This is a genomic window from Pantoea sp. USHLN298 (assembly GCF_037149395.1).
Classification (GTDB): Bacteria; Pseudomonadota; Gammaproteobacteria; order Enterobacterales; family Enterobacteriaceae; genus Pantoea; species Pantoea astica.
This window is the reverse complement of record NZ_JBBCRO010000002.1, coordinates 570,302-585,904: the sequence shown is the minus strand read 5'-3', so window position 1 is coordinate 585,904 and position 15,603 is coordinate 570,302. Positions and strand designations below refer to the sequence as shown.

The following is a 15,603-nucleotide window of genomic DNA, read 5'->3' as shown; positions in this document are numbered from 1 at the left end:
ATTTATTTTTTCGGGATTATCAGAAAACATTATCCTTTATCTCTGTTCTGGCGTAATTAATCGCGTCAGCGTGTGCTTTAACGATAAGTGTAAGGAAAGGTTCCACTGCGTAAATAACTGTAGCAACAGGACCATGCGGGATTTTTTAAGACTTTCGCTACATTCACCACCGATTCAATGACGAATAATCGCTGGATAACCATAAAAGCACGACTGATTTCCTCGCTTTTACTTTTCAGCGTTCTGACCTACACAGCCGGAGTCATTGAATGAACGACACCAGAATCGAACATACCAGAACCGAACATATAGCCTGGATAAACACCCTGAAAGGGGCCTGTATATTACTGGTGGTCCTGTACCACACGGTGTTACCTGGATTTGAAGGAACAGTTAAATATCTCTCTGCCGGATGGATCCCCGCCGAAATATGGGTGCAGTTTAATACGGTCCTGTCGCCGCTACGTATGCCCGCTTTCTTTTTTGTTTCGGGTCTGCTGGCGACTAACGGTATTATTAACCGGCCCTGGAAACAGGTATTTACCAGCCGCATCACCAATCTTTTTTATCTCTATATTTTATGGGGCTTCATCCAGTGGTGGTCGATTTTAGGTATCTCCACTGAAATTACCGGCCAGCGCATTTCACAGAATCTGAATGCGGCCTACGCCGGATCGCTGATTGAGTTTCTGAAGCTGACATTTATGGCCATGAGTACGTCATGGTACTTATATGGGCTTGGACTCTATTTCCTCTGCGCCAAACTGTTTCGGCAATATAAACTGGTGCTGATGGCAGCGGCAATTCTGCTGAACTACCTGGCAGTTGAAAAGATTATTCCCTACTGGGGCCCACAGAGTCTGGCGCAATATTTCCTTTTCTTCCTGCTGGGCGCGTTCTGGAGCCAGACGATGCTGCGCCTGAGCGAGTGGCGTCGTGAAAACTACACACCCTGGGCCATCCTGGCCGCGCTGGCGGGTATTCACGCGATATTCGGTCTGGATAAGAGTCTGTTCATGTGCATCCTGGCGGTGCTGTTCAGTATTGCCGCCTGCCGCTGGCTGAATCAGCATTTCAGCATGCGTTATATAAACTGGATTGGCCGGAATACGCTGCAGATCTATGTCATACACCGTATTTTTATCGAGTTTTTCGGTATGTCAGCGATCCTGTTTGCACAGCGCCACCATCTGTTTGAGCAGGCGTGGTTTTCATTCCTCTGGGCCTGTTTCTATCCGCTGGCGATTGTGGGCCTCTGTTCGCTCTGTTCGGTGGCGATCTGGTCGCTGACCAACCGTGGACTGGGGCAGTCACTGTTTGTGTTTCCAACACTGATGAAAAGGGCGCCTGGCGGCGCGAGCAGTGGGTAAGTTACGTTTAGCCGCGGGCTGGGGCCGGTTTCGCCTGGCGGCGGGCTGGGGCTGGGGTCAGGTTACGCATAGCTGCGGGCTGGCACTGAGCGGGTTTCGCACGGCAGCGGGCTGGCATTGAGTAAGGTTTCGCCCGCCAGGCGCTGGGGAGTTTCAGTTTGCCGGAGCGGGCGGACGCGTCAAGGGGCGGACGCCCGCCCCTTAACAATCCCGGCGTCCGGCTGCCTTAGCGCCACGCTGCGCGCGGTGCCTTCGTCATTCCCTGCGGCCGACGGACCGTCCGGACTCGCCGTCCCTGGCGAGGCCGTCCTTTCGCCGACGTCCTGTCGGCTCTTCCTGGCCTCCGCTCACTCCTCAGCGCTGCGGACGCCTCTGGCAACCCCCCGCCTGTGATTTCTTACATTTTTCATGCTGTCCGGAGCTGGCTGATGACGGGGTGATTACGCCTGGCGGCGGGCTGGGGCTGGTTACGTATGGCTGCGGTCTGACACTGAGCGGGTTTCGCACGGCAGCGGGCTGGCATTGAGTAAGGTTTCGCCCGCCAGGCGCTGGGGAGTTTCAGTTTGCCCGAGCGGGCGGACGCGTCAAGGGGCGGCCGCCCGCCCCTTAACAATCCCGGCGTCCGGCTGCCTTAGCGCCACGCTGCGCGCGGTGCCTTCGTCTTTCACTGCGGCCGACGGACCGTCCGGACTCGCCGTCCCTGGCGAGGCCGTCCTTTCGCCGACGTCCTGTCGGCTCTTCCTGTCCTTCGCTCACTCCTCAGCGCTGCGGACGCCTCTGACAAACCCCCGTCTGTGATTTCTTACATTTTTCATGCGGTTCGGAGCTGGCTGATGAGTGGGTGATTACGCCTGGCGGCGGGCTGGGGTCAGGTTACGCTAGCGGCGGGCTGGCACTGAGCGGGTTTCGCCTGGCAGCGGGCTGGGGCTGGTTACGCATGGCTGCGGTCTGGCACTGAGTGAGGTTTCGCCCGCCAGGCGCTGGGGAGTTTCAGTTTGCCCGAGCGGGCGGACGCGTCAAGGGGCGGCCGCCCGCCCCTTAACAATCCCGGCGTCCGGCTGCCTTCGCGCCACGCTGCGCGCGGTACCTTCGTCACTCACTGCGGCCGACGGACCGTCCGGACTCGCCGTCCCTGGCGAGGCCGTCCTTTCGCCGACGTCCTGTCGGCTCTTCCTGGCCTTCGCTTACTCCTCAGCGCTGCGGACGCCTCTCACAACCCCCCGCCTGTAAATTCTTAAATGTTATGTGGCCCGGCATTGTCTGGCGGCTCACGAATACGGATGTGTCTGGCAAACTCCGGTACGTAATTCCTGAATGGTTATCCGGCTCTGCCCGGTGTGGTCGCTGGCAAACTAAAAAACTGACAGCAGCGGAAGCTAGTCCCTACAGCAACGGAGAATCTGAAAAGAAACACAAAAATAACAGCGAGGGGTGGGGAGGCCGTCTGAAGCGCTGAGCGGATGAGGGATTTCAGGACGAGCGACAGGGATGTCGCGAAGAGGCGGGGCCGCGCCAGGGATGGCGCGTCCCGGCCGGTCCGTAAGAAATCCGGAAGAAGCGAAGGGACCGCGAAGCGGCGGTGAAGCAGGCCGGAGCCCGGGGTCAAGGGGGCGCGGCGACTGGCGCCCCCTTGTCGGTCGCCGGCAGCGGCGAAGCTGAAACTGCCACAGCCAGCCGGCGAACGAAACCTTCTCCCAGCCCGTTCGCGCAGCGACCCCCATCCAGCCATCCGGCGAACGAAACCTCTCATAGCCCGTTCGCGCAGCGAACCCCACCAGCCAGCCGGCGGAACGAAACCCGCTCCCAGCCCGTTCGCGCAGCGAACCCCACCAGCCGGTCGGCGGCTCGAAACCCGCTTTCAGCCCGTTCGCGCAGCGAACCCAATCAGCCCCAGCGGGCGCCCCTTACCCTATGGTCATCAGACTGGCATTGCCGCCAGCCGCGGCGGTATTCACACTGAGCGAACGCTCAATCAGCAACCGCTCCAGCAGCAGATTAGTCTCACCGCGGGCGAAGCCCTGCACCGACACAATCGCGCCTTCACGCGCCGCAATCTGCTCGCACAGGGTCCGCAGCTGATCGGCATCACCGTGATAGATCACCGCATCAAACTCAGCGCTTAACGGATCGTGCGCCAGGGTGATACGGGCTTTCACTGCGTCTGGCAGGCTTGCCAGCAGGCGACGATGCAACTCATCATCCTGCCACAGCGCCTTGCTGCCGACGCTGGTCACCGCCGCCAGTTGCACTAAAGCATCCTGCTCATTGTCGGCCAGACAGAGCACCTGATCACGAGGCAGCAGCGAGAAGGTATTGCGCTCGCCCGTCGGGCCTGGCAGCAACCGCACTACGCCTGCCTGCGCCAGATCGGCATAGTGCTGACACAACGCCGCCAGCTCAGGCTTCTCTTTCGCCCAGCCTGCCAGCGCCTGATGCGGTGCCAGCAGCGCCTGACGCAGCGTCGTGTCGGCAGGGCATATAGCATCCTGACGATCGAAAGTCAGCCGCAGCGCGCCATCCGGACGATGCGCCAGCAGACGATAGAGGTAGAGTGGACCGCCCGCTTTCGGGCCGGTGCCGGATAAGCCCTCGCCGCCAAACGGCTGCACGCCCACTACGGCACCGACCATGTTGCGGTTAACGTAGAGATTGCCGACCCGGGCGTTCGCCGTCACCTGGGCAATGGTCTCATCGATGCGGGTATGCACGCCCAGCGTCAGGCCGTAACCCGAGGCGTTGATCTGATCCACAATCTGCGGCAGTGCATTACGGGTGAAGCGCACCACATGCAGCACCGGACCAAACACCTCTTTATCCAGATCGGTCACCTTATCCAGCTCAATCAGGGTCGGCCTGATAAAGGTGCCGCTGCTCCACTCTTTGCTATCCTGCGGGTTCTCCTGCACCGCCTGATAGACCGTGAAGCCTTTATTGCGCATCGCCTGAATGTGACGCTCAATATTGGTTTTGGCTTCGGCATCAATCACCGGACCAATATCGGTCGACAGACGCTCCGGATTGCCCATCCGGCATTCCGCCATCGCGCCGCGCAGCATCTTCAGGGTATGGTCAGCCACATCTTCCTGGATGCAGAGCAGACGCAGGGCCGAGCAGCGCTGACCGGCGCTATCGAAGGCCGAAGCGACGATATCAATCACCACCTGCTCAGTCAGCGCGGAGGAGTCGACGATCATCGCATTCATCCCGCCGGTTTCGGCAATCAGCGGCGTCGGACGACCTTGTGGGTCGAGACGACCCGCCAGATTACGTTGCAGCAGCGTGGCGACCGCGGTTGAACCGGTGAACATCACGCCGCGAACCCGATCGTCACCGGTCAGTTGCGCGCCGACCGTCTCACCCAGGCCAGGCAGCAGTTGCAGCACGCCCGCCGGCACGCCCGCATCCAGCAGAATCTGTACCGCCTGCGCCGCAATCAGCGGTGTCTGCTCCGCCGGTTTGGCCAGCACGCTGTTGCCCGCTGCCAGCGCTGCGGCAATCTGTCCGGTAAAGATCGCCAGCGGGAAGTTCCACGGGCTGATACAGACCACCGGACCCAGTGGACGGTGGGTTTCGTTATCGAAATCTTCCCGCACCATACCGGCGTAGTAATAGAGGAAGTCGACCGCTTCACGGACTTCGGCAATGGCGTTGTTGTAAGTTTTGCCCGCTTCACGCACCAGAATGCCAATCAGCTGCTGCAGCTGGCCTTCCATGATTTGCGCGGCGCGTTCCAGGATCGCGGCACGCTCCTGCGGCGGCGTGGCGAACCAGATCGGTCCGCTGTTGACCGCAGCGTCCAGCGCCTGCGAGACTTCCTGCTCTGTCGCTTCACGCACCTGGCCGACAACATCGTTTGGCGCCGCCGGGTTAATGATAGTGCGGGTTTCCCCGTCGCCCGGTTCACCTTCAATCATCGGCTGCGCCAGCCACGGCTGCGCGGCACTGCTCAGCAGGGCGCTGGAGAGTGAGGCCAGACGATGTTCGTTGGCCATATCCAGACCGGCTGAATTGACGCGTTCAGCACCGTACAAATCGCGCGGCAGGGGGATCTTCGGATGCGGCAGGCCAATGGCGCCTTCGCTGGCCCCGAGCTTCTCCACCGCGCTGACCGGATCGGCAACCAGCTCATCAATCGGCAGCGAGGTATCCGCAATACGGTTAACGAAGGAGGTGTTGGCACCGTTTTCCAGCAGGCGACGCACCAGGTAAGCCAGCAGCGTTTCGTGCGTGCCGACCGGGGCATAAATGCGGCAGGGACGATTCAGTTTGCCGTCCGCCACTTTACCGACCACCTGCTCATACAGCGGTTCGCCCATGCCGTGCAGGCACTGGAACTCATACTGACCGGGATAGTAGTTGTTACCGGCCAACTGATAAATCGCCGCCAGCGTATGGGCGTTGTGGGTGGCAAACTGTGGGTAGATCAGGTTAGGCACCGCCAGCAGTTTACGGGCGCAGGCCAGATAAGAGATATCGGTGTAGACCTTACGGGTATACACCGGATAGCCCTCCAGCCCTTCCATCTGGGCGCGTTTGATTTCGCTGTCCCAGTAGGCCCCTTTGACCAGACGGATCATCAGGCGGCGACGGCTGCGCTGCGCCAGATCGATCAGCTCGTCAATCACAAACGGACAGCGCTTCATATAGGCCTGGATGACAAAGCCGATGCCGTTCCAGCCTTCCAGTTCCGGCTCGAAACAGAGTTTTTCCAGCAGGTCGAGTGACAGCTCCAGCCGGTCAGCTTCTTCCGCATCGATGTTGATGCCGATGTCATAGGAACGAGCCAGCAGCGTCAGCGATTTCAGAATAGGGTAGAGCTCCTCCATCACCCGCTCATACTGGGCGCGGCTATAGCGCGGATGCAGCGCCGACAGCTTAATCGAGATGCCCGGGCCTTCATAAATGCCACGACCATTCGACGCTTTACCGATGGCGTGAATCGCCTGCTGATAGGAGATCAGATAGGCTTTAGCATCGCTGGCGGTCAGCGCCGCTTCACCCAGCATGTCATAGGAGTAACGGAAACCTTTCTCTTCCAGCTTACGGGCGTTAGCCAGCGCTTCAGCAATGGTTTCGCCCGTGACGAACTGCTCACCCATCAGACGCATCGCCATATCGACGCCTTTGCGGATCAGCGGTTCGCCACTCTTGCCAATGATGCGGTTCAGCGAGCGCGACAGGTTGGCTTCATTATGCGTAGAGACCAGGCGACCGGTAAACAGCAGTCCCCAGGTGGCGGCATTCACGAACAGTGACGGGCTGCGTCCAAGATGCGACTGCCAGTTGCCGTTGCTGATCTTATCGCGGATCAGCGCATCTCGGGTGGGCTTGTCCGGAATGCGTAATAGCGCTTCGGCGAGGCACATCAGCGCGACGCCTTCCTGCGAGGATAAAGAGAACTCCTGCAGCAGGCTTTGCACCATACCAGCGCGTCCGGTTGCCCCTTTCTGGTGCCGCAGCTTATCGGCTAACTGATAAGCCAGCTGATGCGTTTTTTCGGCCAGCGCCGCGGGCAGGCGCGCCTGCTCCAGCAGCATCGGCACCGCATCGGTCTCCGGGCGACGCCAGGCGGCGGTCACGCTGGAACGGGTCACCGACTGCGGCAGAATCTGCTCTGCGAAGTCCAGGAACGGCTGATGCGCTTCCTCGGTCAGCACCTCATCCGCCTCCACGGTTGCCTGTCCGGATAACGGGATTTCAGGCAGTGAATCGCCCGACTCAAGCTGGCCGAGGTAGTTGAAGATCGCCTGCTTAATCAGCCAGTGTGGCGTGCGATCAATACGCTGGGCAGCCAGTTTGATGCGCTCGCGAGTCGCGTCATCCAGTTTTACACCCATGGTGGTTGTACCCATGAATCCAGTGCTCCTTATAGTGGTTCGATACGGCGTGGCTGCACTATCACTGAAGTTGCAACTTTGTGCAACCGTGTTAAATGTGAGCCAGTTAACACCCTTTTAATGCCGCCGATTGTTAACTTTTGCAGACCGGCACGGATATTGCTGCAAGATCCTCGCCAATCTGGCAGGCCCGGTAAACCGCGCTTTCTGTGAGGTTGTGCCAGGGTGCAACTTGAGATCTGTGAGCGAGTGCAACCTCTGAGCACATTTTCGCAATCGGTTAGTGAAATCGCTGTAACGCCTGTGTTAAATCCATTGTGCGCGGAACGCCTTTCCGGCAGGATACCGCGCCGCAGGGAAACGGCGAACGCCCTGACGAGGATAATCGGTCCGTTTTGCCCCGTTCCGGCAAGCAGGCAGCTGGCGATTTCTCTGGGATATCAAATAATAAGTGGAGAGACAGATGAGTCTAAGTACACCGATGCTGGTGACCTTTGTGGTTTATATTCTTGGGATGGTGCTAATCGGTTTTGTGGCGTACCGCTCAACCAAAAACTTCGATGACTACATCCTTGGCGGTCGCAGTCTCGGCAGCGTGGTGACGGCACTCTCGGCTGGGGCATCAGACATGAGCGGCTGGCTACTGATGGGATTACCGGGAGCCATTTTCATCTCCGGCATTTCGGAAAGCTGGATTGCGATTGGCCTGACCATTGGCGCCTGGCTGAACTGGAAAATCGTTGCCGGTCGTCTGCGGGTGCAGACCGAGCATCACAACAACGCCCTGACGCTACCGGACTTCTTTACCAGCCGTTTTGAAGATCACAGCAAAATCCTGCGCGTCATCTCGGCAATCGTCATTCTGGTGTTCTTCACTATCTATTGCGCTTCGGGCGTGGTGGCGGGCGCGCGTCTGTTTGAAAGCACCTTCGGCATGAGTTATCAGACGGCGCTGTGGGCCGGTGCTGCCGCCACCATTCTCTATACGCTGGTCGGCGGTTTTCTCGCGGTGAGCTGGACGGACACGGTGCAGGCCAGCCTGATGATTTTCGCGCTGATCCTGACGCCGGTGTTTGTGATTATCGCGGTGGGCGGCTGGTCTGACTCGCTGGCGGTGATCGAAGCGAAAAGCCTCGAAAACCTCGACATGCTGAAAGGGCTTAACGTTGTGGCGGTGATTTCGCTGCTTGGCTGGGGGCTGGGTTATTTTGGTCAGCCGCACATTCTGGCGCGCTTTATGGCGGCAGACTCGCACCGTTCAATCCGTACCGCGCGCCGTATCGGCATGGCCTGGATGATCCTTTGTCTGATTGGTGCGGTTGGCGTAGGCTTCTTCGGTATCGCTTACTTCCAGAACAACCCGACGCTGGCTTCCGGCGTCAACGATAACGCCGAGCGGGTCTTTATTGAGCTGGCACGTATCCTGTTCAACCCGTGGGTGGCCGGTATTCTGCTGTCAGCCATTCTGGCCGCGGTGATGTCGACCCTGAGCTGTCAGCTGCTGGTCTGCTCCAGCGCCCTGACGGAAGATCTCTATAAAGGTTTTCTGCGTAAGAACGCCAGCCAGAAGGAACTGGTGTGGGTCGGACGTCTGATGGTGCTGCTGGTGGCGCTGATTGCGATCGCGCTGGCGTCGAATCCGGAAAACCGGGTGCTGGGCCTGGTCAGCTACGCCTGGGCAGGTTTCGGTGCAGCCTTTGGGCCAGTGGTGCTGTTTGGTGTCTGCTGGAAGCGGATGAACCGCAACGGTGCACTGGCTGGCATGATCGTCGGCGCATTAACCGTGCTGGTGTGGAAACAGTATGGCTGGCTGGGACTGTATGAAATCATCCCAGGCTTCCTGTTCGCCAGCATCGCCATTGTCGTGTTCAGCCTGCTGGGTCGTGAACCTTCAGCCGAAGCGCAACAGCGCTTTGACGCGGCAGAAGCGGAGTTCCAGACGAAATAAACTCCGCACGGTCTGAAAAAGCCCGCCCGGTGATCCCGGCGGGCTTTTTTTTGTTACAAAGATAAACCACTCAAATGCGAAATTATCTCATCCGGCAACTTGTTTTTTTCGTGGCGATAATGATAATCGGTATCGTTTACACTTTACCTGATTTTACTTTCATTGACGCTGCTTAACATTCAAGAGGTTGGCGATGTTTGTTCCGTTTCTCATCATGCTGCGCGAAGGGTTAGAAGCCGCACTGATTGTCAGCCTGATCGCCAGCTATCTGAAGCGCACCCAGCGCACTCAGTGGTTCCCCGCCATGTGGGCCGGGGTGTTTATCGCCGCAGCGCTCTGCCTGGGGCTGGGCCTGTTCATCAACGCGACAACCGGCGAATTTCCGCAGAAACAGCAGGAGCTGTTTGAAGGGCTGGTGGCGCTGGTGGCGGTGGTGATCCTGACCTCAATGGTGTTCTGGATGCGCAAAGTGGCGCGCAACATTAAGGTCGAACTGGAGCAGGCGGTGGACCAGGCGCTACAGCGCTCAGGACGCGGCGGCCTGGCGCTGGTGCTGATGGTCTTCCTGGCGGTCGCGCGTGAAGGGCTGGAGTCAGTGTTCTTTCTGCTGGCGGCTTTTACTCAGGATGTCGGCTACGCGCCGCCGATTGGCGCAGTGCTCGGGCTGGCGACCGCTGTGGTGCTGGGAATGCTGCTTTACTGGGGCGGGATTCGCCTCAACATGGCCCATTTCTTCCGCTGGACCAGCATCTTCATCCTGTTTGTTGCGGCGGGACTGGCCGCCGGGGCGATTCGCGCTTTTCACGAAGCCGGTTTGTGGAATTGCTTTCAGGATGTGGCGTTCGATCTCAGCAACACCTTATCGACCCACTCGCTGTTCGGCACGCTGCTGGAAGGCGTGCTGGGTTATCAGGAAGCTCCCAGCGTCAGCGAAGTGGCGGTGTGGTGCCTCTATCTGATCCCGGCCCTGATTCTGTTTTTTATGCCCGCGCGGCCTGCTGCGTCGGCGACGGTGCGCTAAGCCATTTATCGGGCGCGCCAGCCGCGCTCATTAACGTGATAGGGAAAGAGATATGACAATGCGTTTTCGCCGCAAGGCACTGCTGCTTCCTCTGCTGGCGATCTCTGCCTCCGCGGCAGCGGCGGTGCCACAGGTGACCGTAACGGTTAATGACAAGCAGTGTGAGCCAATGACCTTAACCGTCAAGGCCGGTAAAACCCAGTTCCTGATTAAAAACAACAGCCAGAAAGCGCTGGAGTGGGAGATCCTGAAAGGAGTAATGGTGGTCGAAGAGCGCGAAAATATCGCGCCAGGCTTCAGCCAGAAACTGACTGCCAACCTGCAGGCGGGCGAATATGAGATGACCTGCGGCCTGTTGAGCAACCCGAAAGGTAAGCTGGTAGTGGAAGGTGAGGGTGCGGCAAAAAGTGCGCCTTCTGAGCGGATGCAACTGGTCGGCCCAATCAGCGCCTACAAAGCCTACGTCACTGAGCAGGTGAGCCAGCTGGTGAGCCATACCCAGGCCTTTACCGATGCGGTCAAAGCTGGCGATGTCGAAAAAGCCAAAGCGCTGTTTGCTCCGACGCGTCAGTATTATGAGCGCATTGAGCCAATTGCTGAGCTGTTCTCCGATCTCGACGGCAGCATTGACGCCCGTGAAGATGATTATGAGAAGAAAGCGGAAGATCCTAAATTTACCGGCTTCCACCGGCTGGAAAAAGCGCTGTTCGCCGATCGCAGCACCGAAGGGATGGCCGGCTACGCGGATCAGCTGAATAAAGACGTTAAAGATTTGCAGACCCGCATCAGCGAACTGGCCTTCCCGCCAGCCAAAGTGGTTGGCGGCGCGGCTGGGCTGATTGAAGAGGTCGCCTCCAGCAAAATTTCCGGTGAAGAAGATCGCTACAGCCGCACTGACCTGTGGGACTTCCAGGCCAACGTTGACGGTGCGCAGAAAATTGTTGAGCTGCTGCGGCCGATGGTCAGCCAGGCTAACCCGCAGTTACTGGCGAAAATCGACGGCAACTTCAAAAAAGTGGATGCGATTCTGAGTAAATATCGCACCAAAACCGGTTTCGAATCCTATGAGAAACTGACCAGCGCCGATCGTAATGCGCTGAAAGGACCGATTACCGCGCTGGCGGAAGATCTTTCATTACTGCGTGGCACCCTGGGTCTGGATTAATCATGAGTCGTCAGGAAGATGACGCGCAGCCCGCGCGTCGTCGTTTACTAAAAGGGCTGGGCCTGCTGGGCGGGGCGGCCGCACTGGGTGGCGGTTGCCCGTTTCACGCCGCCGCCGACAGCTTCTCACCGGGTACGGTAACGTCGCAGGCACGGCAGCAGACGCAGCCGTTTTACGGTCCGCATCAGGCAGGCATCGTGACGCCACAGCAGGCATCAATGATGCTGGTGGCGTTCGATCTGCTGAGCAGCGATAAAGCGGAGCTGGAACGGCTGTTTCGCCTGTTGACGCAGCGCATCGCTTTTCTCACGGCGGGCGGTCCGGCACCTGTGGTGACCAATCCCCGCCTGCCGCCGATGGATTCCGGTATTCTGGGCGCGACCATCGCGCCGGATAACCTGACCATTACCGTGTCGGTCGGCCATTCGCTGTTTGATGAACGCTTTGGTCTGGCGCCGCACAAGCCGAAAAAATTGCAGCCGATGACTCGCTTTCCCAATGATTCGCTGGATGCCAGTCAGTGTCATGGCGATCTGCTGTTGCAGCTCTGTGCCAACACTCAGGATACGGTGATTCATGCCCTGCGGGATATCATCAAGCATACGCCTGACCTGCTTGGCGTACGCTGGCGGCGTGAAGGCTTTATCTCCGATCACGCGGCGCGCAGCCAGGGGCAGGAGACGCCCATCAACCTGCTGGGCTTCAAAGACGGGACGGCCAATCCGGATACTCACAATCGGGCGCTGATGAATCAGCTGTTGTGGGTGACGGACGATCAGGATGAACCCGCCTGGGCGCGTAACGGCAGCTATCAGGCGGTGCGCCTGATCCGTTTTCACGTTGAGATGTGGGACCGTACGCCGCTGGGCGAGCAACAGACCATTTTTGGCCGCGATAAGCTGAGCGGGGCGCCGCTGGGTATGCAGCATGAACGCGATATCCCCGATTATCAGCGCGATCCGGAAGGCGAGGTGATTGCGCTGGATGCGCACATCCGGCTGGCAAATCCGCGTACGCCGGAAACCGCCAGCAGCCTGATGCTGCGTCGCGGCTACAGCTATTCTGCCGGCATCTCCGCTTCCGGTCAGCTGGAGATGGGGCTGTTGTTCGTCTGTTATCAGCACGATCTGGAAAAGGGTTTTATTACGGTCCAGAAGCGTCTGAATGGCGAAGCGCTGGAAGAATATATCCGGCCGTTTGGCGGCGGCTATTTTTTTGTTCTGCCCGGCGTCACCGATGCGAATCATTATTTAGCCCAGCCGCTGCTGGAAGCCTGATTAAATTTCATCCACATCGCGCTGTCTGGCCCCGGACAGCGCTTTTTTTTGGCGTAACAGCGAGCCGGGGCGGTTCCTGGCTCAGCTTTTACTGAAATTTTAACGCGATCTTTAGTGTGACAGAATAAAACAACTATATGATTTTTATGGATATTGTTATTTGTTGAGGCTAAAGTTATCCTGCGCAATTCGCAATTACTTTGCCATGAAGTAAAATTACTGTTGCAAAGCGCCAATAAAATGGTGCACTTTAATCAGTAAGCGTAATCAGACGTGTTGATGTATCACACTGGAGTTCGCGCATGGGTCGATTCTTTTATGGAAAGTCTGTATCAGTAAATAGATTACGCTTAACCGCGAGGGCTATTCTGCCTCGTCATATCCTCCTCTCTTCAACGTTCTCTCTTGTCATTTCGCATCCTTTTTTTACCGGTGTACAGCAACGCTGTGGTGCTGCTGCATGCCTGATTTCATGGCCTGTCACGGCTCTAAAGGAAGCCAACTGAAACCTCTAAAGCGTTCACGTAATCGCAACGGGCAATTCGCCTGACGCGGGAAATGAAACCAACTGTAAGGTGCCACTATGGGAAGACAGAAAGCAGTGATCAAAGCGCGTCGGGAAGCAAGACGAGTGCTTCGCAATGACTCCCGGAGTCATCGTCAGCGTGAAGAAGAATCGGTCACTTCGCTGGTGCAAATGGGTGGGCTGGACTCGATTGGTATGGCGCGCGATGTGCGTGACCGGGGACCGATTGAAGCCCGTAATGAAGCTCAGGCGCACTATCTCAACGCCATAGAAACGAAACAGCTGATCTTTGCCACCGGTGAAGCCGGTTGCGGCAAAACCTGGATCAGCGCTGCGAAAGCGGCAGAGGCCCTGATTCATAAGGATATTGACAGGATTATCGTTACGCGCCCGGTATTACAGGCCGATGAGGATCTGGGATTCCTTCCCGGCGATATCTCTGAGAAATTCGCGCCCTATTTCCGACCGGTGTACGACATTCTGGTTAAACGGCTCGGCGCATCCTTTATGCAATATTGTCTGCGCCCGGAAATTGCCAAGGTCGAGATCGCTCCGTTCGCCTATATGCGCGGCCGGACCTTTGAAAATGCGGTTGTTATCCTGGATGAGGCGCAGAACGTCACCGCCGCCCAGATGAAAATGTTCCTGACCCGACTGGGCGAAAACGTCACGGTCATTGTCAATGGTGATATTACCCAGTGCGACTTGCCCGCTGGGGTGCCTTCCGGTCTCGCAGACGCGCTGGCGCGTTTCGAAGAGGACGAGATGGTTGGCATCGTACGTTTTGGCAAAGAGGATTGTGTGCGTTCTGCGCTGTGTCAGCGCACCCTGCACGCGTATAGCTAGCGTTTGATTGAGTAGAAGTGTAGCGCCCAAACCCGGCTTCGGCCGGGTTTTCTTTTTGTCTTTATTGGTAATGATAACGCGCCGCAGTGAGCGTCAGGTGTCGACATAATATTACCGGTCAGGTCATATGACGTTACCTTGTTAAATACGGCACAGCCTGAACCTTAATTTAAACAGGTAATATGGATTAAGAGCAGCTAACCACTTTACGGCAGCGAATTGCAGGCTTGCTCTGGCAACGCTGATCTATTCAGCTTTAGTCGCTGCCGTCACTCTTTGCAGGATAGCGATTAGGGCGGTTTACCTGTAATCATTAAACTCAACAGACATTTTAGCAAGGTTAAAGAAGCGTCAGAAAATCATTCAGGCCTGATAACCTGCATTTTTTCTGTGTAAACAACACTATTGTCGGGGATGTTCTGATTGATAAATGACATGGCTCCGATAGTCACGTTGTTTCCTATGATCAGTGAGTCGCCGATGATGCAACTTCCGGCCCCGACTTCAACGTTGTCGCCAATGATAATGCGGACTGGCATGCTGTTATCTGAGCGACCGGAGATGCCGATGGTTGAGTTTTGGCGGATCTTAAAATTGCAGCCGATAACGGTGCATCCATTGATCACTACCGATAAAAAGTGACTGACTTTTAAACCTGGTCCTATTTGGGTACCTGGCTGAATCTCAGTGTTGTATTTCTGAATTAATTTTCTATTAATTCTATGCGCCATCTTTTTTAATAACCTGCTGTCGGAATTGTATAAAAAGGAAACAATTCGCCACCAGAAGTTAAACCGCCTGTCCGGACACTTAAACGCCTTGTGGAACGTACGTACCCAGCTAAAGGGTTTATCACTTATCATAACTTCGCGGCGTAAGCATTCATGCAGGTGTTTTTTTAATTCATCTTTTTTCATGTTTTTATCTGCGACTTTCAAATAATTAACCGCGTATATTAGCAGGCTTCAGTAAACACTTTTTGCGCCAGGTCATTTACCTTAAAACAGAGTTAAATAAAAGTCATTCGAATTAACGATATTGGAAGTTTAATTAACAGTCTCAAATAACAATAATGAACAAAGGATTGGCTTATATAAGGGGGCTGCGGAACTGGAGAGTGCTGATAACGGATCGCCAGGGCAGGATAGCTTCGCACCTTGTAGCGCTCGCCCTGCGGGCAGCGTCGCAGGCTCCGCTGTTCAACGGGCTGCGCCCGTTGTCGAACCCCGGCGGGGCTTCTCACCCCCCTCTCTGAATTGTGCATAAAAAAAAGCCTGAACTTTCGTTCAGGCTCTTCTTTGAATGTGGCGGTGAGAGGGGGATTCGAACCCCCGATACGTTGCCGTATACACACTTTCCAGGCGTGCTCCTTCAGCCACTCGGACACCTCACCACATTTTTTCCATTGACCGCGCCGGGTCAACGGGGCGCTACTATAGGGAGTCGGCTGAAAAGGGTCAAGCACTATTTTTCTCTTTTGTTCTATTCGCTTAACCTCTGAACGAATCGATTTAGCCTTGTTCGCTACGCCGGTTTTGTCATCAAACTGAAACCCGGATGACACAAAAAGATCACCCGATCGTCGCAAAATTACCGACTGAAATCATTGGTAT

The 15,603-nt window shown here is 56.7% G+C and carries 9 protein-coding genes and 1 tRNA gene; 7 read left to right on the top strand and 3 right to left on the bottom strand.

The genetic code is table 11. The features are described 5' to 3' along the window. Positions 1-269 precede the first annotated feature (269 nt). Positions 270-1,370 (top strand): acyltransferase family protein, encoded by a 1,101-nt coding sequence (locus WFK59_RS07425; protein WP_442956300.1) that lies wholly within the window; start codon positions 270-272, stop codon positions 1,368-1,370. Beyond that, on the top strand, positions 1,363-1,491 hold the full coding sequence (locus tag WFK59_RS07420; RefSeq protein ID WP_336755492.1) for a hypothetical protein: 129 nt from the start codon (positions 1,363-1,365) through the stop codon (positions 1,489-1,491). The genes WFK59_RS07425 and WFK59_RS07420 overlap by 8 nt, the downstream gene beginning before the upstream one ends. Positions 1,492-3,274: 1,783 nt before the next feature. On the opposite strand, the gene putA is transcribed toward WFK59_RS07420, so the two are convergent. Beyond that, positions 3,275-7,222 carry a trifunctional transcriptional regulator/proline dehydrogenase/L-glutamate gamma-semialdehyde dehydrogenase gene (gene putA / locus WFK59_RS07415; protein WP_336755491.1) on the bottom strand — a complete coding sequence of 1,316 codons (3,948 nt, stop codon included), beginning with the start codon at positions 7,220-7,222 and terminating at the stop codon, positions 3,275-3,277. Positions 7,223-7,670: 448 nt separating this feature from the next. Here putA and putP point away from each other — a divergent pair, with 448 nt between their 5' ends. The 5 genes from putP (at position 7,671) to phoH (ending at position 13,990) form a co-directional block, all read left to right on the top strand. Next, positions 7,671-9,155 (top strand): sodium/proline symporter PutP, encoded by a 1,485-nt coding sequence (putP, locus tag WFK59_RS07410; protein ID WP_233987847.1) that lies wholly within the window; start codon positions 7,671-7,673, stop codon positions 9,153-9,155. A 193-nt stretch (positions 9,156-9,348) separates the two neighbouring features. After that, positions 9,349-10,176, top strand: coding sequence for an iron uptake transporter permease EfeU (gene efeU, locus WFK59_RS07405; RefSeq protein ID WP_336755489.1), 828 nt, complete (start codon positions 9,349-9,351; stop codon positions 10,174-10,176). A gap of 52 nt (positions 10,177-10,228) precedes the next feature. Then, positions 10,229-11,341, top strand: a complete 1,113-nt coding sequence (efeO, locus tag WFK59_RS07400; RefSeq protein ID WP_233987849.1) for an iron uptake system protein EfeO — start codon at positions 10,229-10,231, stop codon at positions 11,339-11,341. Between the two features lie 2 nt (positions 11,342-11,343). Next, complete coding sequence (gene efeB, locus WFK59_RS07395; protein ID WP_336755486.1) at positions 11,344-12,618, top strand: iron uptake transporter deferrochelatase/peroxidase subunit; 1,275 nt, start codon at positions 11,344-11,346, stop codon at positions 12,616-12,618. A 583-nt stretch (positions 12,619-13,201) separates the two neighbouring features. Next, on the top strand, positions 13,202-13,990 hold the full coding sequence (gene phoH / locus WFK59_RS07390) for a phosphate starvation-inducible protein PhoH (protein WP_031376423.1): 789 nt from the start codon (positions 13,202-13,204) through the stop codon (positions 13,988-13,990). A 359-nt stretch (positions 13,991-14,349) separates the two neighbouring features. Here the strand turns inward: phoH and WFK59_RS07385 are convergent, their stop codons facing one another. Continuing rightward, positions 14,350-14,907, bottom strand: a complete 558-nt coding sequence (locus WFK59_RS07385; protein ID WP_336755483.1) for a serine acetyltransferase — start codon at positions 14,905-14,907, stop codon at positions 14,350-14,352. Between the two features lie 388 nt (positions 14,908-15,295). After that, positions 15,296-15,383: transfer RNA gene (locus tag WFK59_RS07380), tRNA-Ser, on the bottom strand. Between the last annotated feature and the right edge of the window lie 220 nt (positions 15,384-15,603).